Origin of the sequence: Pseudoxanthomonas mexicana (assembly GCF_001556105.1) — a bacterium.
Lineage (GTDB): Bacteria > Pseudomonadota > Gammaproteobacteria > Xanthomonadales > Xanthomonadaceae > Pseudoxanthomonas_A > Pseudoxanthomonas_A mexicana_A.
The window spans coordinates 17075-36761 of sequence record NZ_LSIF01000055.1 but is presented as its reverse complement, the minus strand read 5'-3'; the positions used below and the strand labels follow the sequence as shown (position 1 = coordinate 36761).

Annotated in this window: 16 protein-coding genes and 1 tRNA gene; 10 read left to right on the top strand and 7 right to left on the bottom strand. The window is 68.5% G+C overall.

From position 1 onward, the window contains the following. Positions 1-9: 9 nt before the first annotated feature. Entirely contained in the window at positions 10-486 is a 477-nt protein-coding gene (locus AX730_RS09165; RefSeq protein ID WP_062355163.1) for an OsmC family protein, read from the bottom strand. Between the two features lie 116 nt (positions 487-602). On the opposite strand from AX730_RS09165, the gene AX730_RS09160 reads away from it, so the two are divergent. Beyond that, positions 603-1493 (top strand): MBL fold metallo-hydrolase, encoded by an 891-nt coding sequence (locus AX730_RS09160; protein ID WP_062355387.1) that lies wholly within the window; start codon positions 603-605, stop codon positions 1491-1493. Here AX730_RS09160 and thrC read toward each other — a convergent pair. From thrC to AX730_RS09140, 4 genes are all read right to left on the bottom strand, one after another. Then, positions 1453-2760 carry a threonine synthase gene (gene thrC / locus AX730_RS09155; RefSeq protein ID WP_062355161.1) on the bottom strand — a complete coding sequence of 436 codons (1308 nt, stop codon included), beginning with the start codon at positions 2758-2760 and terminating at the stop codon, positions 1453-1455. The two genes, AX730_RS09160 and thrC, sit on opposite strands and share 41 nt — an antisense overlap. A gap of 54 nt (positions 2761-2814) precedes the next feature. Further along, positions 2815-3744, bottom strand: a complete 930-nt coding sequence (locus tag AX730_RS09150) for a homoserine kinase (protein WP_062355158.1) — start codon at positions 3742-3744, stop codon at positions 2815-2817. A 31-nt stretch (positions 3745-3775) separates the two neighbouring features. Then, positions 3776-6268, bottom strand: a complete 2493-nt coding sequence (gene thrA / locus AX730_RS09145) for a bifunctional aspartate kinase/homoserine dehydrogenase I (protein WP_062355156.1) — start codon at positions 6266-6268, stop codon at positions 3776-3778. Between the two features lie 333 nt (positions 6269-6601). Continuing rightward, the gene (locus tag AX730_RS09140) at positions 6602-7057 is read right to left on the bottom strand and encodes a GNAT family N-acetyltransferase (RefSeq protein WP_062355153.1); all 456 of its coding nucleotides are present in this window, start codon (positions 7055-7057) and stop codon (positions 6602-6604) included. A gap of 107 nt (positions 7058-7164) precedes the next feature. Between AX730_RS09140 and AX730_RS09135 the strand changes: the two genes are divergently transcribed. The 6 genes from AX730_RS09135 (at position 7165) to AX730_RS09110 (ending at position 12474) form a co-directional block, all read left to right on the top strand. Further along, positions 7165-7241: transfer RNA gene (locus AX730_RS09135), tRNA-Arg, on the top strand. Between the two features lie 246 nt (positions 7242-7487). Further along, positions 7488-9020, top strand: a complete 1533-nt coding sequence (gene amaB / locus AX730_RS09130; protein ID WP_062355152.1) for an L-piperidine-6-carboxylate dehydrogenase — start codon at positions 7488-7490, stop codon at positions 9018-9020. A 146-nt stretch (positions 9021-9166) separates the two neighbouring features. Then, on the top strand, positions 9167-9445 hold the full coding sequence (locus AX730_RS09125; protein WP_062355149.1) for a DUF4190 domain-containing protein: 279 nt from the start codon (positions 9167-9169) through the stop codon (positions 9443-9445). A 14-nt stretch (positions 9446-9459) separates the two neighbouring features. Further along, entirely contained in the window at positions 9460-10515 is a 1056-nt protein-coding gene (locus AX730_RS09120) for a quinone-dependent dihydroorotate dehydrogenase (RefSeq protein ID WP_062355146.1), read from the top strand. Then, positions 10512-11552: a UDP-N-acetylmuramate dehydrogenase gene (gene murB / locus AX730_RS09115; RefSeq protein ID WP_062355143.1), complete on the top strand. Its 1041-nt coding sequence runs from the start codon at positions 10512-10514 to the stop codon at positions 11550-11552. Before AX730_RS09120 ends, murB begins: the two co-directional genes overlap by 4 nt. Positions 11553-11565: 13 nt before the next feature. Further along, on the top strand, positions 11566-12474 hold the full coding sequence (locus tag AX730_RS09110) for a DMT family transporter (protein WP_062355140.1): 909 nt from the start codon (positions 11566-11568) through the stop codon (positions 12472-12474). 13 nt (positions 12475-12487) lie between these two features. On the opposite strand, the gene AX730_RS09105 is transcribed toward AX730_RS09110, so the two are convergent. Further along, entirely contained in the window at positions 12488-15229 is a 2742-nt protein-coding gene (locus AX730_RS09105) for a serine/threonine-protein kinase (RefSeq protein ID WP_062355137.1), read from the bottom strand. 95 nt (positions 15230-15324) lie between these two features. On the opposite strand from AX730_RS09105, the gene AX730_RS09100 reads away from it, so the two are divergent. Beyond that, a complete protein-coding gene (locus AX730_RS09100; protein WP_083537819.1) occupies positions 15325-16221 on the top strand; it encodes a GGDEF domain-containing protein in 897 nt (298 codons plus the stop codon). A gap of 13 nt (positions 16222-16234) precedes the next feature. On the opposite strand, the gene AX730_RS09095 is transcribed toward AX730_RS09100, so the two are convergent. Next, positions 16235-17176 carry a DedA family protein/thiosulfate sulfurtransferase GlpE gene (locus AX730_RS09095; RefSeq protein ID WP_062355133.1) on the bottom strand — a complete coding sequence of 314 codons (942 nt, stop codon included), beginning with the start codon at positions 17174-17176 and terminating at the stop codon, positions 16235-16237. 373 nt (positions 17177-17549) lie between these two features. On the opposite strand from AX730_RS09095, the gene AX730_RS09090 reads away from it, so the two are divergent. Continuing rightward, on the top strand, positions 17550-18965 hold the full coding sequence (locus tag AX730_RS09090; protein ID WP_062355130.1) for a pectin acetylesterase-family hydrolase: 1416 nt from the start codon (positions 17550-17552) through the stop codon (positions 18963-18965). A 55-nt stretch (positions 18966-19020) separates the two neighbouring features. Then, positions 19021-19632, top strand: coding sequence for a hypothetical protein (locus AX730_RS09085; RefSeq protein ID WP_062355126.1), 612 nt, complete (start codon positions 19021-19023; stop codon positions 19630-19632). The last annotated feature ends 55 nt before the right edge of the window (positions 19633-19687 follow it).

Here is a 19687-nt window from a genome sequence, read left to right as displayed (position 1 = left end):
CCCGCCGGCTCAGCCGGCGGATGTCTTCGCGGTGCCATGCAACTGCGTACCGTCCGCGTCGATGACGCTGACGGAGACGTCGATGCCGTGCCGCACGCTTTCCGTCACCACGCAGAAGTTCTCGAACTGCGCGAGGATGCGCTCCAGCGACGCGTGCGCGGCACCTGCCTCCGCCAACCGGATGTCGGCGTGGATATGTCCCACGCGTATCCGCCCCTGTTCGTTGCGAACCAGTTCGGCCGTCGCCTGCGTGACCAGCTTGCCCGGGGTGTTCTTGAACTTGCGCAACGCGAACAGCAGGCTTGCCGACAGGCAGTTCGCCACGGCGGACAACAGCAGTCGTGTCGGATTGGGTCCCTCGCCCTTGCCCAACGGTTCCGACTCGTCGGTGATCAGGTCGGCGATGGTCGTGTCGTCGAAGTGGATGCGGAAGGCGTAGTCGCTCTCCTGTTCCAGCGTGAGGCGGACGATCTGGGTGTCGCTCATGGCAGGCTCCGGGAGAGATCGATGTGGTCGCCCATCATCGCACCGCACCGGCCAAGATGGTTTGGCGATCCGTGACAGGCCGTAGAATGACGGCCAACGACGCTGCCGGAGGTCTCATGACCACCCCTGCCCTGCACGCCCAGTTCGACGAGGCGACCAACACCATCAGTTACGTGGTCTGGGATCCCGCCACGCGGCACGCGGCGGTCATCGATCCCGTGCTGGACTATGACCATCGCGCCGGCCGCGCCTCGTACCGCTCCGTCGATACCCTGCTGGGCTTCGTCGCCGACCACGACCTGGTCGTGGCCTGGATCCTGGAAACGCATGCGCATGCCGACCACCTCAGCGCCGCACCGTACCTGAAGGAAAAGACCGGCGCGCTCATCGGCATCGGCGAGCGCATCACCCACGTCCAGCGCACGTTCGGACCGGTGTTCGGGCTGGACGATGTCAGCGGCGACGGCCGCGAGTTCGACCGACTGTTCCGCGACGGTGACGTGTTCCCGCTGGGTGAACTGCAGGTCGACGTACTGCATACGCCCGGCCATACGCCCGCCTGCGTGTCCTACCGCATCGGTGATGCGGTGTTCGTCGGCGATACGCTGTTCATGCCCGACTACGGCACCGCGCGTGCGGATTTCCCTGGCGGCGATGCGCGCACGCTGTATCGTTCAATCCAGAAACTGCTGGCCTTGCCACCGGAAACCGCGCTGTACCTGTGCCACGACTACAAGGCACCCGGCCGCGACCACTACGCGTGGGAAACCACGGTCGCCGACGAGAAGGCCCGCAACGTGCATGTGGGCGGTGACGTGGACGAGGACAGCTTCGTCGCGATGCGCGAGGCGCGCGATGCGACACTGCCGGCACCGGCACTGCTACTGCCATCGCTGCAGGTCAACCTCCGCGCCGGTCGCCTGCCGGAGCCGGAGGCAAACGGTGTTCGCTACCTGAAGATTCCGCTCAAGATCCAAGGCTCGCGCCAGGAAGAACGGACTGCCTGAGGAAGTTGTAGTCGTTGGGGATCGGCTCCGCAAACGCCGGTCGCGCGAGCAGATCGGCCAGCGCCGGCGGCACGTCGATCGATCGCCCGATCAACGGCTCCACCACACTCTCGAACTTGGCCGGATGCGCGGTGGCGGCCACCGCCCAGTCGCCGCCTTCGCCCTGCGCACGCAGATCCTCCAGCACCTTCACTGCCGTAGCGGTGTGCGGACATTGCACCTCGCCATGATCGCGGTAGCGCCGCGCGATCACCTCGCGGATGGTGGCGTCGTCGACGCTTGAGGCGCTGAACTCGGCGCGCAGGCAGGCATCGTCATTGGCATACAGCCAGCGCAGCCGCTCGAAATTGCTCGGCGCGCCGACGTCCATCGCATTGGCCAGCGTCGCGACGCTGGCGGCCGGTGCGTACTCACTGCCCGCGAAGAAGTCCGGCAACACCCGGTTGGCGTTGGTCGCCAGCACGATCCTGCCCAGCGGCACCCCCAGCGCACGCGCCAGGATCGCCGCCATCGCATTGCCCAGGTTGCCGGTGGGAATGACCACGTTCAACGCTCGACCGCCGTCCGCGTGGTGCGTCAGCGCCGCATGCGCGTAGTAGCTCATCTGCGGCAGCAGGCGTCCGAGGCTGATGCTGTTCGCGGAACTCAACGGCGCCTGCGCCTGCAGGTCGGCATCATTGAGCGCGCGCTTCACCAGCCCCTGGCAATCGTCGAAGGAACCGGCCACGCGCAGCGCCGTGATGTTGTCGCCGAAGCAACCCAACTGATGCGCCTGCCGCGGCGACACGCGCCCGTCCGGATACAGCACCACCACGCGCAGGCCCGGCTGGCGGTGGAAGGCCGCCGCCACGGCGGCACCGGTGTCACCGGACGTCGCCACCAGGATGGTCAGTGGCTTGGCTTCATCGCGGCGCAACCGCGCCATGCAGGCGGCCAGGAAACGGGCGCCGAAATCCTTGAACGCGGCGGTCGGGCCGTGGAAGAGTTCGAGAACATGATCGCTAGGCGTACCGAGCGCATTGAGCGGCGCGGGGAAATCGAAGGCTTCGCGGCAGATCGCCGGCAGCTCCGTTTCCAGCGCATCGCCGGCAAAGAACGGCGCAAGAAGCGTTGTCGCGGTCTCGGCGATATCGCGTCCGGGCGACAGCGCGCGCGAGGCAGGCAGTGCTTCGGGAACATACAGGCCTCCATCGGGCGCCAGCCCGGTCGCGATGGCCTGGCTGAGCGTGGTGGCGGGTGCGGCGTTGCGGGTCGAGATGAAGTTCATGATCGGTCGCTGGAAAGGCGCCACGCACGAAACGCGGCGACCGGATTGAAAGAATCAGTTGGCGGAGAGCAGTTCGGCGCCGGTCGCGTTGATCGGCGACACCCAGGCCTGGCTGTCGAAACCTGCCGCTGCGAACGCCGCCTGGATAGCGGGCGCCGCCGCTTCGGCTTCGCTGCGCGACTCGAACCATGCGAATACGCTGGGACCGGCACCGGAGATGCTGGCGCCCATCGCACCGGCGTCGAGCGCCGCCTGCTTGGCCGCATCGAAGCCGACGATCAACGGTGCACGGCGCGGCTCGACCAGCACGTCGCGCAAGCCATCGCGCACCAGCGAGGCCTCGCCCGCATGGCATCCAGCGAGCACCAGTGCGAGGTTCGCGCTCTGCGCGACGAACTCCTTCAGTTCGTACGCGCCCCGCAAGGCGGCGCGCGCGCGGCGCGTTTCCAGGATTGCCTCCGGATGCACCAGCACGCTGTGCCAGTGCTCGGGCACCGGCACGCGCACCAGGCGATCCGCCGTGGACAGCACCAGGCCGCCCAGCAGCATCGGGCCGAGGTTGTCGCCGTGCTTGCCACCGCTGGCGACCGCTTCGCCAACCAGCGCATGCGGGTAGATCTGCTCATTCGTAAGCGGCACATCGAGCAGCGCATTGGCCGCGACCAGCGCGGCCACGCACGAGGCGGCGGAACCGCCCATGCCCGAGCCGAGCGGAATGCCCTTCTCGATCTCCACCTCGAATCCGAAAGGCAGCGCCAGCGCCTCGCGCAACGAGATCAGCGCCGCGCCGGCGGTATTGCCGGGCGCATCCAGCGGCAGGTCGACGGTGGCACCGCGGATCGCGGCGATGCGCACCTCGGACGCCTCGATGCGGCGGACCGTCACCGTATCGCCGACGCCTTCGATCACATGGCCCAGGATGTCGAACCCCACGCCGACATTGCCCACCGATGCCGGCGAGAACGCACTTGCCTGCTGCCTCATGCCCACTCCATGTCCTTCGTCATCGGATGCCTCACAGCTTCGCGCCCTGCCCTGCCGCCACGCGCAGCACGTCGGCGAAGACGCCCGCGGCGGTGACTTCCGGGCCCGCGCCGGGGCCCTGCACGATCAGCGGATTGTCGCAGTAACGGCGGGTGGTGAACTGCACGATGTTGTCGGTCAGGCGCAGGTTGCCGAACGCATGCGCCGCCGGCAGGTCCACCAATCCCACGCTGGCGCGGCCTTCGGCATCGAGCCGGGCGACGTAGCGCAGGACGTTGCCGGCCGTGCGCGCCTTCGCCAGCCGCTCACCGAAGGTGGCATCCACCTCACCCAGGCGCGCCATGAAATCGTCGACGCTCGCCTGCCGCAGCGCTTCCGGCACCAGGCTCTCGACCTGCACGTCCTCCAGCGCCAGTTCCCGGCCGGCCTCGCGCGCCAGGATCACCAGCTTGCGGGCGACGTCGGTGCCCGACAGGTCGTCGCGCGGATCCGGTTCGGTATAGCCCAGGCCACGCGCCTCGGTGACCAGCTGCGAGAACGGCACGCTGCCGTCGAACTTGTTGAACAGCCACGCCAGCGTGCCGGAGAAGATGCCTTCCACCGACACCACCGCGTCGCCGGTATCCAGCAGGTCGCGCAGCGTGGAGATCACCGGCAGGCCGGCGCCGACCGTCGCCTCGTAGCGGAAGCGCGCGCCGCTGGCGGCGGCCGCATCGCGGATCGCCTGGTAGCGCGCCAGCGGACCGGCACCGGCCTGCTTGTTCGGCGTGATCACGTGGATGCCCGCCGCCAGCCACTCGGCGTAGCGGTCCGCGACCTCCGGGCTGGCGCTGCAGTCCACGATCACCGCGTGCGGCATGTGCGCCGACAGGAGGTGCTGGGTGAAGCGGTCCAGGTCGGCCGCCTGTGGGCTCGCGTCGAAGCGCGCGCGCCAGTCGGCGCCGATGCTGCGTTCGTCCAGCAGCATGCGTTTGCTGGAGGCGACGGCACGCAGGCGCAGGTCGAGGTTGGCCTTGCCCAGCAGCTGCGGTTGCGCGGCACGCAACTGTTCGATCAGCGTGGCGCCGACGTTGCCCGGCCCGATCACGCCGACGGCGAAGGTCTGCGGCGACAGCCAGAAGCCGGCATGCGCGGCGCGCAGGGCCTTGGTGGCATCGGCGCTGTCGATGGCGACGGAGATGTTGCGTTCCGACGAGCCCTGCGCGATGGCGAGGATGTTCACCTGGGCATGGGCCAGTGCGCCGAACAGGCGCGCGGATACGCCCGGCGTGCCCGCCATGCCATCGCCGACGGCGGCCAGGACACTGACGCCATCCCGGCGCTGCACGCGCTGGATCTGCCGGGTGTCCAGTTCGTGCGCGAACGCCTCCAGCAGCGCCGCCTGTCCCTTCGCCGCCTCGCTGGCCTTGACCACGCAGCAGATCGAATGCTCCGACGAGCCCTGCGAGATCATCACCACCGACACGTGCGCGTTGCGCAGGGCGGAAAACACGCGTTCCGCGGTGCCCGGCACGCCGATCAGGCCGGTGCCTTCCAGGTTCAACAGGGCCAGGTCGGCGCTCAGCGTCAGGCCCTTGACCGGGCCCACCGCATCCCGCTCCGCGGTGATGCGCGTGCCGGGATGCTCCGGATGGAACGTGTTGCGGATGATGATCGGCAGTCCGCGCTCCATCGCCGGCGACATCGTCTGCGGATGCACGACCTTCGCACCGAAGTACGCCAGCTCGCAGGCTTCGTCGTAGCTCAACGCTTCCAGCTGCACCGCTTCCGGCACCAGCCGCGGGTCGGCCGACAGCACGCCGTCGACATCGGTCCAGATGTGCAGCTCCGCCGCGTCGTACAGCGCCGCGAAGATCGCCCCGGAGTAATCGCTGCCGTTGCGTCCGAGGGTGGTGAATCGGCCCTCGCGATCACGCGCCACGAAACCCGTCGCCACCACCCGGCGTTGCGGGTGCGTGGCCTGCCACGCGGCCAGCCGCTGCGCGCTGGCTTCCCAGTCGACCACCACGCCAAGCTCGCCATGGTCGACGCGCAGCACCTCGCGCGCATCCAGCACGGCGCAGTCCTCGCCCTGCAGCGTCAGGTACTCGCCCAGCAGGCGCGCCGAACATACCTCGCCGAGTCCCTGCACGCGCTGCAGGACCAGTTCCGGCAGGCCGCCGATGACGATCAGCGCATTGAGGATCTCGTGCAGCCGTTGGAAGCGTTCGTCCACCCATTCGATCACCGGCCCTGCCGCTTCGCCCAGCAGCGCCACCGCCGCGCCGCGGTGCCGGGCGCGCAGCGCATGCCAGCTCTCCTGCCATTCCGGACGGTTGGCGGCCGCGAGTTCGCACAGCTCGATCAGGGCGTCGGTCACGCCCTTCATCGCGGAGACGACGGTGACTTGCAGGCCCTCGTCGCGCGCGAGCAGCAGCTGCGCGACGTGGCGGTAGCGCTCGGCATCGGCGACGGACGTGCCGCCGAACTTGTGGACGACGGTGCGGCGTTTCGATTGTTCGACTTCGGCGTTGCGGGACGACATGGGTCAGGAACCTCGGTAAGGAGGCCCGGCACACATCAGGAAGTCGGGTGGCCCTGCATCCTGATCCGGGTGCGGGGCCGTGGTCTGCGGATTACGCGAACACAACCAACCGCACCCGACGAGTCAGGGTGGTAATGGTGGTGGTAATGAGCGTGCGCCCGATCTCCGCACGCCCCATCGCCGGCGACGGGGCCAGTGCGGTAAGCGTTGCGTGCGTGAGATGGAAGTGCATGGCGGAAGAAAAGCACGCCACCCCCGGGGGCTGTCAAGCGCTGCGTCGCAACAAAGCCAAGGATTTCAGATGGATGCAACTGAAACCAATGGCGCCACTGACTACAGCGCGCGCGTCATGAAGACGCTGTTCGGGTCTTCCACGTAGTCGCCGAACGGCGCGCAAAGCACGAAGCCTGCACGCGCATACAGTGCGCGCGCAGGCGCGAAGTACGCCATCGATCCTGTCTCCAGGCTCAGGCGCCGGTAGCCGCGTCGGCGGGCTTCGTCGACGACATGGTCGAGCATGCGCTGTGCGACGCCGCGGCGAAGATGGCTCTGCGCGGTGCGCATCGACTTCACTTCGCCATGCCCTGCATCCAACTGGCGCAATGCACCGCAACCGGCCAGCCCCTCGCCGTCCCATGCCGCCCAGAAGGTGATGTCATTGCCGCGGAGTGCGTCGAGGTCGAGCGCATGCACGCTATCCGGAGGCGACGTGCGATGCATCCAGTCCAGGTGTTCCCGCAGCAGGGCGATGACCGCGGGATGGCGGAGGTCGTCGGTGCGGATGTCCATGCGGTGCAGACCGGTGGGGATTCTTTCTACAGTGCCATGCGGATGGCCGACGGGATATCGCGGACGCGTCGTGCCGGGCGGCGCTTCGTGCGAGAATCGCCGCCGATGGCCCCGTAGCTCAGCTGGATAGAGCGGTCCCCTCCTAAGGGACAGGTCGTGCGTTCGAATCGCGCCGGGGTCACCATCTCCTTCATCGCCTGGCGCACCCTGCGCACCTCGGCGAATCGCCGAACGATCCGTTACCGCATCGGCAATCCGAGCAAAGCCCGCTGCCGAATGTTCGGCGTTCCGTGCAAGCCGCCATTGCTCGGGAATCGCTGGAAAAACACGGACTTACGCGCGGTCTGGCCGACCCGTTCTGGTAGAATCGCGCACCTCTTTCGGTGCCACGCCGTCCGGTGGCATCCCGTGCAATGACCCTGGAGCTTCCATGCCTGCTGACCTCCTCAAGGCCCTCGGCCTCGCCACCACCAACTCCGGCACCTACCTCGGCAGCGGCGAGTGGTCCACGACCACCGACGCCGGCCTGCTGCAGTCGATCAACCCGACCACCAACGAGGTGATCGCCGAGGTCCACGCCAGCAGCCAGGCCGACTACGAGAAGGTCGTCGCCCGCGCGCAGGCCGCGTTCAAGGTCTGGCGCACCACCCCGGCCCCGCGCCGCGGCGAAGCGATCCGCCTGTGCGGTGAAGCGCTGCGCAAGCACAAGGACGCGCTGGGCTCGCTGGTCGCACTCGAAATGGGCAAGAGCAAGCCCGAGGGCGACGGCGAAGTGCAGGAGATGATCGACATCGCCGATTTCGCTGTGGGCCAGAGCCGCATGCTGTACGGCTACACCATGCACTCCGAGCGCCCGGGCCATCGCATGTACGAGCAGTACCAGCCGCTGGGCCTGGTCGGCATCATCAGCGCGTTCAATTTCCCGGTCGCGGTGTGGGCGTGGAACTCGTTCCTGGCCGGCATCTGCGGCGACATCTGCATCTGGAAGCCGTCCAACAAGACGCCGCTGACCGCGATCGCCAGCATGAAGATCTGCAACGACGCGCTGAAGGAAGGCGGCTTCCCGGACATCTTCTTCCTGATCAACGACGCCGGCGTCGAACTGGCGCAGCAGTTCGTCGATGACAAGCGCATTCCGCTGATCAGCTTCACCGGCTCCACCCAGGTCGGCCGCACGGTCGGCGAGCGCGTCGCGCGCCGCATGGGCCGCAGCCTGCTGGAGCTGGGCGGCAACAACGCCATCATCCTGGACGACACCGCCGACCTGAAGCTGGCGGTGCCCGGCATCGTGTTCGGCGCGGTCGGCACCGCCGGCCAGCGCTGCACCACCACGCGCCGCCTGATCGTGCACGAATCCATCTACGACAACGTGCTGGCCACGCTGATCAAGGCGTACAAGCAGGTGGAAGGCAAGATCGGCGATCCGACCGACCCGGCCAACCTGATGGGCCCGCTCAACAGCCAGGGCGCCGTGCAGCAGTTCCTGGACTCCATCGCCAAGGCCAAGGCCAGCGGCGGCACCGTCGAGACGGGCGGCACTGCGATCGACCGCGCGGGCAACTTCGTGCTGCCGGCCATCGTCACCGGGCTGAAGAACTCCGATGAGGTCGTCCAGCACGAGACCTTCGCCCCGATCCTGTACGTGATGAAGTACAAGACGCTGGACGAAGCCATCGACATGCAGAACGCCGTGCCGCAGGGCTTGTCGTCGTCGATCTTCACCCAGAACCTCAAGGCGGCGGAGCAGTTCCTGTCGGCGGCCGGCAGCGACTGCGGCATCGCCAACGTCAACATTGGCACCAGTGGTGCGGAGATCGGTGGCGCCTTCGGTGGCGAGAAGGAAACCGGCGGCGGCCGCGAATCCGGTTCGGACGCATGGAAGGTCTACATGCGCCGGCAGACCAACACCATCAACTACTCCGACTCGCTGCCGCTCGCGCAGGGCATCAAGTTCGACCTCTGACCTGCCGTACGGACGCCGTGCCCGCATGCGGGCCGCCCCGGACGGGCCTGCATCTGGGATAATCGCGCCACCCTTCACGGGTGGCGTTTTTTTGCCTGCCCGATCCAGTGCCATCGCACCTCCCTGACCCCTGCACGGAGTACCTGATGAACCAAGCCCGCACCACCAGCAGCCTCGCCATCGCCAGCCTCGTGTCCGGCATCCTCGGCTGGACCCTGCTTCCCTTCATCGGCACGATCGTGGCCATCATCACCGGCCACATGGCGCGCGCCGAAATCCGGCGCAGTGCAGGCACGATGGACGGCGACGGCCTGGCGATCGGCGGCCTGGTGCTGGGCTGGGTGTCGGCGCTGCTGTGGGTCCTCGGTATCGCCGTGATCTTCCTGTTCCTGGGCGGCCTGGCCTGGCTGGCGACATTGAGCTGAGCCCGCGCGCGTCCATGTATTCGTTCGCCCGCCCCTTCCTCTTCGGCCTCGACGCCGAGACCGCCCATGGCATGGGCCTGAAGGCGCTCGACCTGGCCTACCGCACCGGCACCACACCGCTGGTGGCACGGCCGATCACGCCGATGCCGACCAAGGTCATGGGCCTGACGTTCCCCAATCCCGTCGGCCTTGCCGCCGGCATGGACAAGAACGGCGCGCACATCGACGCGCTGTTCGCGCTGGGTTTCGGCTTCGTCGAGATCGGCACGGTCACGCCCAAGCCGCAGCCGGGCAATCCGAAGCCGCGCATGTTCCGCCTGCCGCAGCACCAGGCCGTCATCAACCGCCTGGGCTTCAACAACGACGGCGTCGATGCACTGGTGCGCAATGTCGAAGCCGCCCGCCGCGATCGTGGCCTGCTCGGCATCAACATCGGCAAGAACAAGGACACCTCGAACGAGCGCGCCGCCGCCGACTACCTGTACTGCCTCGAACGCGTGTACCCGGTGGCGGACTACATCACCGTCAACATCTCTTCACCGAATACGGCCGGCCTGCGCGAGCTGCAGGAAGAACAGGCGCTGCGCCAGCTGATCGGCACCTTGCGCGAGGCGCAGGAAGACCTGGCCGCGCAGCATGGCAAGCGCGTGCCGATGCTGGTGAAGATCGCGCCGGACCTGTCCGACAGCGACATCGATGCGGTCGCCCGGGTACTGGGCGACATGCAGGTCGATGGCGTCATCGCCAGCAACACCACGGTGTCGCGCATCAGCGTGCAGGACCATGCGCATGCGCGCGAAACCGGCGGCTTGTCCGGCGCCCCGCTGATGGGCCAGGCCACGCTGGTGCTGCGCCGCATGCGCACGCGCCTGCCGCATTCGATCCCGCTGATCGGCGTGGGCGGCATCCTGTCCGGCGCCGACGCGGTGGCGAAGATGTCCGCCGGCGCCTCGCTGGTGCAGTGCTACACCGGGCTGGTCTATCGAGGTCCCGAACTGGTCCGCGAATGCGTCGAAGCCATCCGCCGCCGCCGCGAAGCCCGCAGCGGTGGCCCGGTGGCACCGGAATGACCCCAGGCTACCGCGTCACCGCAAACGCCCCGCTGCGCGCACGCACGACCTTCGGCGTCCCTGCCCGGGCGCCGTGGCTGATCGAAGTCGACGATGCCGCTGCGCTGGACGACGTGCTCGCCCTGCCGCAGGTGGTCGACGGCGAAACCCTGGTGATCGGCGGCGGCAGCAACCTGCTGTTCGCCGGCGATGCGCCGGGCGCCGTCATCGCCATGGCCACACACGATCTGCGCGTGCTGTCCGACGACGGCGTGCATGCCCTCGTCCGCGCCGACGCCGGCGTGGCGTGGCATCCGCTGGTGATGTGGACCCTGGAGCAGGGCCTGTGCGGACTGGAGAACCTGGCGCTGATCCCCGGCACCGCCGGCGCTTCGCCGATCCAGAACATCGGCGCCTACGGCACCGAAGTGGGTGAATTCATCGACATCGTCGAAGCGTTCGACCGTCGCAACGGCACGCGCGTGCGACTGGACCGCGACGCGTGCGCGTTCGCCTACCGCGACAGCGTGTTCAAACGTGACGCCGACCGGTATCTGGTGACGGCGGTGGAATTCCGGCTGCCGCGCACGCCTGCCCTGCGCCTGGACTATGCCGGCATCCGCGAGGAACTGGCGGCGATGGGCATCGTCGAGCCCAGCGCGCGTGACGTCGGTGCAGCGGTCATCCGCATCCGTCGTCGCAAGCTGCCGGATCCCGCGGTGGTCGGCAATGCCGGCAGCTTCTTCAAGAACCCGATCGTGTCCCAGGCGCAGGCCGACGCACTGCTGGTCGACTACCCCACGCTGCCGGTGTTCCGTGGCGATGCGGTCCACAACCGCAAGCTGTCGGCCGCATGGATGATCGAGGCCTGTGGCTGGAAAGGACACCGCGACGGCGACGCCGGCGTGTCGGCCGCGCATGCGCTGGTGCTGGTCAATCACGGCGAAGCCACGGGCGCGCAGCTGCTGGCGCTCGCGCGGAAGATCGCCGACTCGGTCAGAACCCGCTTCGGCGTCGCGATCGAACCGGAACCGAAGATCATCGGCGCACGCTGGTAGATCACGGGACGCCATGCCTACCCTGCCCGCCCACTATCGCGCCGCCGTGCTGATGCTGGGCAGCACGGTGTTCTTCGCGCTGATGGTGGTGGCGATCCGGCTGGCCTCGGCCACGCTGCACACGTTCGAGATCGCGTTCTTCCGCAACTTCTTCGGCCTGCTCGCGGCCGCGCCGCTGATCCTGCGCCACGGTCCCGGCTTGCTGAAGACCACGCAGTTCCCGCGTTACCTGTTCCGCTGCGTCATCGGCATCTGCTCGATGCTCGCCGGCTTCTGGGCCATCGGCCATCTGCCGCTCGCGCAGGCGGTGTCGCTGTCGTATTCCACGCCGCTGTTCGTCACCCTCGCGGCGGCCGCGATGCTCAACGAACAGGTCCGCGCGCGCCGGTGGACGGCAGTGGGACTGGGCTTCATCGGCGTGTTGATCATCGTGCGTCCCGGCACGTCGGCCTTCACGGTCGACGCGATGATCGCCGTGCTGGCCGCGGTGATGAGCGCGCTGGTGGCGATCCAGATCAAGCAACTCTCGAACACCGAGCCGGCCGACCGCATCGTCATCTACACCACGCTGCTATGGGTACCGATGTCGCTGCTGCCGGCGCTGGCGGTATGGGAATGGCCGCAGGGCATCACCTGGGTGTGGGTGATCGCGGCGGGCGTGCTCGGTACCGGCGGCCACATGCTGTGGACGCGCGCGCTCAAGCTGGGCGAAGTGTCGGCGCTGACGCCGATCAGCTTCATGCAGCTGCCGGTGGTGGCGCTGTTCGGCTGGCTGCTGTTCGACGAAACGCTGGACCGCTGGACGCTGCTCGGCGCTGGCATCATCTTCGGCGCCAATGCGTACATCGCGCACCGCGAAGCGGTGCTGTCCCGTCGCGCCGCCTCGGAAGCGCCGAGCGCGGGCGCCAAGCCCGGCGAGTGACCTCCGCGCTGGCTCAGCCGCGTTTCGTCGGCTGCCTGCCCGGCCGTTTGTTCTCGCGGTAACGCTCGGCGAATTCGGCGTCAGCGTCGGCCAGTGTCTTCGGGTCCGCCGCCAGCAACGGGGCGATGTACTGGCGGTACAGCGGTTCCGCCTCCGCCGGGCGCCCGAGTTCGCGGTAGGCATCGATCAGGTTCCAGGCGGCCGTGCGCGTTTCCACGTGCGTCTCGCCCAGCGCGCGCCGGCGCAGCTCGAACAGGCGCTGGAACTCGGCCAGCGCTTCCGGCACGCGGCCGAGCACCCGCAGCGCTTCGGCACGGATGACCATCGTGGCCTGCGCCTGCGGGTGTTTCTCGCCCAGCGTCTTCAGCGCCAGCGGCTGCACATCGCCCAGCAGGCGCAGCGACGCCTCCGCCTGGCCCGCATTGAGCAGCGTGCCGGCGTGGTTGACGAGAATGGACAGGGTGTCCGGATGGCCCGGCCCCAGTGTGCGGCTGCGCGCGGTGATGACCTGTTCTTCCAGCGGCAATGCAGCGGCGTAGTCCTTGCGCCTGGCATAGGCCGTGGCCAGGTTCAGGCGCGTACGGACGGTCTGCGGATGGTCGCGCCCGAGCACACGCTCGCGTGCCGCCAACACCTCCTGCAGCAGGGGCAATGCCTTGTCGACCGAAGCGGCATCGGCGCCATCGATCATCATCGTCGCCAGCGTGCTGCGGGCCTGCAGCGTGACCGGATGTTCGCTGCCCAGCCTGCGCACGTAGCGGTCGGTCAGGTCGCGCTGCAGGGTGATCGCCGATGCCTTCTCGCGGTTCATGATGCGCAGCACCGCCAGATTGCCCATCGCCGACAGCGTCTCCTCGTGGTCGGCGCCGAGCGTGGCCGTGCGCCCGGCGACCACGGCCTCCATGTTCGCGCGCGCCTCGGGCAGTTCGCCGAGGTTGCGCTGCACGGCGGCCAGGTCGTTCGTCGCTTCCAGCGTCGCCGGATCGTCCTCGCCGGCGCTGGCCAGCAGGCGCGCCTGCACGGCCTCGACCACGCCCTTCGCGCGCGGCCGGTCGCCGCGCGCCGAGATCACCTGCGCCTGCGCCAGTTCCAGTTTCACCCGCACACGGTCGTTGTCCGGCAAGGCGAAGGCGCGTGGCAACGCCTTCTGCAGGACTGCCTCGGCCTGGTCGATGTGCGCACCTTCCAGCAGCGCCTGCACCTGGTCGTTGCGCGCACGCAGGGTGTCCTGCGCGCCTTCGCCGAGCACCCGGCTTCGATAGTCGGCCACTTCCGCGAAATGCGCGGCCGCCTTGTCGTAACGGCCGATGGCGGCATACACATGCCCCACCGATTCGCGCAGGCTGGCCGCGACGTCGGGCTGGTCGGCGAAATCGCGCGTGATCGCCTCTTCCGCATTCGCGAGCAGTTGCTGGTCCACCAGATCGCGCGCCAGGTCGCCGGTACTGGTCTTGGCCAGCGTGGCGCCGAACGCATCGGCCGCCGACGGATCGAGGCTGCTGACCTGGCGCACCAGGCCTTCGGACAGGCCCACGCCCATGGTTTCGATGTCGATGCCTTCCAGCATCGACTGCTGGAACGCAGCGACTTTCTCCAGTTCCGCGCTGCGCGCCTCGGCGACGCTGCGTTGCGCCTGCGCCTGCTGCAGGCCGTACAGCGACATGCCCAACCCGCCCAGCAGCGCCAGCAGCGCGACGCTTGCGGCGATGGCCGCCGTGCGATGGCGGCGCAGGAACTTGCGCCATGTGTAGCCGCGGCGTGGTGGCACCGCCGACACCACGCGGCCGTCGAGATAGCGCTGCAGGTCGTCGGCCAACGCGGCCACCGAGTCGTAGCGGGCGTCGCGCTCGTGCTGCATCGCCTTCAGCACGATCCAGTCGAGGTCGCCACGCAGCAGGTCGCGCATCCGCGCCAGCGACAGGCCCCGCTCCTGCGCCATCTGCTGCGCCTGGTCCGCGGGCAACGCGGCCAGACGCGACGACGGCGCGATGGCGGTCGGCGTCTCCGCCGCCCAAGTTTCGCCGGCCGCGTCCGGGCGCACGCCCGTCACCAGTTCGCACAGCACCACGCCCAGCGAATAGACGTCGCTGCGCGTATCCACCTGCGCCGCATCGCCATGCGCCTGCTCGGGACTCATGTACTCGGGCGTGCCGGCGCGTTCCAGCGCGGCGTCGCCAGCCAGCGAGGCCGCCATCGCGATGCCGAAATCGATGATCTTCGGTGCGGGCCGGCCGTCGAGCGTATCCACCAGCAGGTTGCCCGGCTTCAGGTCCCGGTGCACCACGCCCTTGTGATGTGCGTGCTGCACGCCTTCGCACACACGGATGAACAACGCCACGCGCGCATCCAGCGGCAGGCGCTGGTCGCGGCAATAGCGCGTGATCGGACTGCCATCGATCAGCTCCATCGCGAAGAACGGATAGCCTTCCTCGGTGGTGCCGGCATCGTAGATCTGCGCGATGGCGGGGTGGCGCATCTGCGCCAGCACCTGCCGTTCGACTTCGAACCAGGCCAGGTGGCGCGCCTGCAGGCGCTGGGCACGCATCAGCTTCAGGGCGACCTCACGGCGGACCGGCTCCAGCTGTGCGGCCCGGTAGACCTCGCCCATGCCGCCTCGACCCAGCAGGCCCTCGATGCGGTAGCGCCCCAGCCGCGCGCCGGGCGCGAGCGTGCCGTCGGGTGCCGTGGGCGCGTCCGTCAGCCGCGTGGCCAGGCTCTCGGTCGGTGCGAGGTCGTCGTAAGGTTGCGATGTCATGCCACTGTCCCCGGTGCGCCCGACCATGGTAGCGGAAGCATGAGTTGACCGACCGATCCGTTACACTCGGTACCGCACCTGCCAGTCGCCCTCGCATGTCCCGGGACTTCCTCAATCCACCGACCACGCAACGGACCATCCTGAGCGACGGCCCCACGCCGGCGTCCCACCGGTCTGCGTGCGTGGTGGTGATCCATGGCGAGGGACTGGGCCGGCGCGCCGACATCGACACCGCGCGCGTCCGCGTGGGGCGCTCGCAGGAAGCCGACCTGCACATCCCGCACAACAGCGTCTCGCGACTGCACTGCGAGATCTGGCGCGACGGCGACAGCTACCGCGTGCGCGACCTCGGCGCCACCAACACCACGCGCGTCAACGACGCGCCGGTATCGGAAATGGTGCTGGCCGATGGCGACCACATCACGCTGGGCGAGAGCATCCTGAAGTTCATCAGCCACAGCAGCGTGGAAGCGCGCTACCACGAGGAGATCTACCAGCTCGCCACCCACGATGCACTGACGGAGATGTACAACCGCCGGCACTTCATCGAGACCGTCGAGAAGGAGATCGCCCGCGCGATGCGCCACCAGCGCGAGCTGACCATGTGCATCATCGACGTGGACCTGTTCAAGCCGATCAACGACCGCTACGGCCACATTTCCGGCGACCACGTACTGAAGCAGATCGCCGGGCTGGTGCGCCGGCACGTGCGCAACGACGATGCCGCGGCGCGCATCGGCGGCGAGGAATTCGCGGTGCTGCTGCCCGAATGCGGGCCCGAGGCGGCCTATGGCTTCGCCGAGCGCCTGCGCGAAGCGGTGGAAGAGGTAGTGTTCCGTCCCGGTGGCCAACCCCAGCGGATCACCGTCAGCATCGGCATCGCCGCGCTGACGCCCGACCGCGACACCTGCAGCCGGATGATGGCCGCCGCCGACGCCGCGCTGTACCGCGCCAAGAGCGAAGGCCGCAACCGGGTCTGCATCGAGCATTGACCCGCGCGCGGCCTCAGCCGCCGATGCGCTCCACCCGGTAACCGGCACGCCGCCAGGCATCGATCCCGCCCCGCAGCGGCAGCACGTCGCGGAAGCCCGCCTTGCGCAGCTTCGCCGCCATCCATGCGGCCGACACTTCATCCGGGCAGGCGCAGTAGATGACAACCTTGCCCTCGCGCGGGTACGTCGTCAGGATGCCGCCGAGCTCGCGTTCGTCGGCGAACACCGCGCCCGGAATCACGAAGGGGTCCACATCGCGGAAGCCGGGCGCGCGGATGTCGAACAGCACCGGTGGCTGCCCGGCCTGCCGCAGCGCTTCCAGGTCCACCGGCTCGATCCGGGCCGTCTCCAGCGACGCCAGCAGTGTGCGACGGCGCCACCAGCGCCACGCCACGTAGGCCCCCAGCGCAAGGCCGATCAGCACGCCGGCACCGGCACCGAGTTGCGACAACGTGTCGATGACGGTTTCCACCTGCCGCGAGAACACCACGCCGAGCCCCAGTCCCAGCGAAGCCCACAGCGCGGCACCCAGGCCGTCGTAGCGCAGGAACAGCGGAAGCCGTGCCTGCATCGCACCTGCAAGGGGCACGGACACCATCGACAGACCAGGAATGAACTTCGCCACCGAGAGGACGCGGATGCCGAACCGCCCGTAGAAGCGCTCGGTGCGCTTCATGCAGGTGTCGCGCGACAGCGACAGCCGGCACAGCGACTGCAGCGTGCGGTTGCCGTAGCGGCGACCGGCATAGAACCAGACGCTGTCGCCGATCAGGCTGGCGGCCACCGACACCGCCAGCACGCCGAGCAGCGGCAGCCACATGGCCTCGGGTTGCAAGGCCAGTCCGGCACCGACCAGGATCAGCGTGGGCATGGCCGGTACGGGCAAGCCCAGCGACAACGCCAGCACGTTGGCGAAGACCAGCAGCACGCCGTATCGGTCGATCACGTCCTGCATTCCATCCCCCGGCGCGGCCGCGCGTGCGGCGAATCGGCATGTTCGATCCGCGGCGCGAACGCGGCAAGCCATCCTCCCGCAACGATCCGTCGCGCGGCCGTCATCGCGCACGCCGGCACGAGATCGCCCTCGCGTGCTGCAACGCGAGATGCCAGCGTTTACCGAGCGCGGTGCGAGGCAGTCGAAGGGGGGCATCGCGGCCAATGTCGGGGGCACCGACAGCCAAAACGGGCGCCATCACGCGCACTTAATCCCGCCAGCGTTCGAAGCCACCACCATGCGCCGCTGTACGGTCGCCGCCCCCAGGGTGTGCCGCACACCAAGGCAGTCCATCCCGTTGAACGTCCCGTCTGACTCTCCGGAGGATCCGATCATGGTTGCACCCGTACGACCGACCCGCCTGTCGCTTGCCCTCGCCACGGCGACACTGACGCTGGCCATTGCCGCACCGCTGAAAGCCGAGGAAGGCGACTACAGCTTCTGGCAGACCCTGGTGAACCTGGTCTCACCGCCCAAGGCCGACAACAAGGTCACCGCTGCACAGCGCACCGGCAACTATCCATTGCTGTCCAACCCCTCCGGCTTCAACGACGGCTTCCAGCCCGGCCGCTACGACGCCTGGCAGACCATCCAGCTGGCCCCGTCGACCGGCGCGGTCTGTGGCGACGGCTCGCCGTTCAAGTTCTTCGTCAACCGTGTGGCGAACACGCGCAACACCATCATCTACATGGAAGGCGGCGGCGCGTGCTGGGACTACGCCAGCTGCAGCGGCCAGAGCGGCATCCGCGGCGCGCGCAATCCCAACGGCATTCCCGACGACTACATGGGCCTGCTGAATCCGGGCGCCAGCCTGGTCAGTCCCTTCGTCACCCGCGTCAGTCCCTTCGATGGCGTGAAGACGCAGGGCTGGAACATGGTCTACGTGCCCTACTGCACCGGCGACATCTACAGCGGCGACAAGGTGGCCGTGTACGACGACCCGACCGGGCAGAACGCGCCGCTGGTGTGGCACCACAACGGCGCGCGCAACACGCGCGCGGTGGTGAGCTGGCTGAAGGACAACCTGCCGCGGCCCACGCAGATGCTGTCCACCGGCTGCAGCGCCGGCGGCGCCGGCACCCTGACCAGCTACCATCCGCTGCGCCGCGACCTGGCGCCGACGCGCAGCTTCCTGATCGACGACTCCGGCCCGATCTTCCCGACACCGAAGAACGGCAACCCGGTCGACTACCCGTCGCAGCCGCTGATGACGCTGATCCGCAGCGCCTGGGGCCTGGACCAGCCGAATGGCCCCCTGCCCTATCTCGCCAGCGGTCTGCCGCAGTTCGACCTCAACGAACTCGGCAGCCTGTACCCCGCACTGTCCAGCAAGTACGCCAGCGACCGCCTTGGCCACACGCACTTCTGGAAGGACCTCAACTATTCCTCGTACTCGTACGAGCGCTTCTATCCCGACATCGCCAATGCACCGGACCAGGCGACCAAGCAGGCGCGCATCCACGCCCGCTGGAACACCGACACCACGCGCCTGCGCGATCGCCTGAACGGCCTCAACAATTTTGGCGGTTATTTCCCGCAGTACCGCGCGCTCAACGAGAGCCACTGCACCACCATCGTCGACTTCAAGAACGCCGACGTGCAGGCGCAGAACCTGGAGCTGAAACACTTCATCGACAGCGTGCTCGATGGCCAGGGCAAGGTGCTCGATGCCAGCGAGCAGGACGACAAGGCCGACAAGGCCAAGCCGTTCAACCTGCTGTACTGGCTGGTCGACCAGCTGATGGGCTGACGTCTCCGCCCGGGACCGTCGCGCTTCGACGGTCCCGGCGCACACGGGGTTCTGCATGAAGAAACTGCTGATGCTGCTGGTGCCCTGCCTGGTCTTCGTGGCCGCCGTGCTGTGGTGGATGCGGGACGATCCGGGCATGCCGGCGGACGCGACGCGTACGGCGTCCGACACGATCGACACGCCCTCCCCTGCGCTGGCGTCGCTGCAGGCCACACCGCAGGCGCAGGCGCATCGCGACCGCCAGCGTTTCGAAGCCGACGCGAAGGACTTCTTCGCCCGTGCGTCGTCGCTGCGCGCCGTCGAGCGCAGCGAGCGCGCCGACGCGCTCACGCGGCAGATCGACCGCTACGAAGCCGACGGCGGCCTGTCCGCTGGCGAAGCCGTGCTGCTGCGCACCGCGCTGGTGAAGGCGACGGTGGACGACCCTGCGCAACAGGCCGAGGCCGTTGCGGCCATGGCGGACCGCTATCGCGCGCACACCGACCAGCGCATGGCCGCGTTCGCCGCGCAGCAGGCCAACGATCCCCGCTTCCAGTCCTACAAGGCACGCGAAGCGCAGGTGGTGGCGGAGGTGATGGCCAGCACGACGATCCCCGCCGGCCTCACCCGCGACCAGTACCTGCGCCAGCGGCTGCAGGAAGAACGCGAGCGGGCCTACGCGCCGTGAGGGCACGAAGAAGGGTGTGGGAGCGACGTAAGTCGCGATGAGACTATGCGGCGGT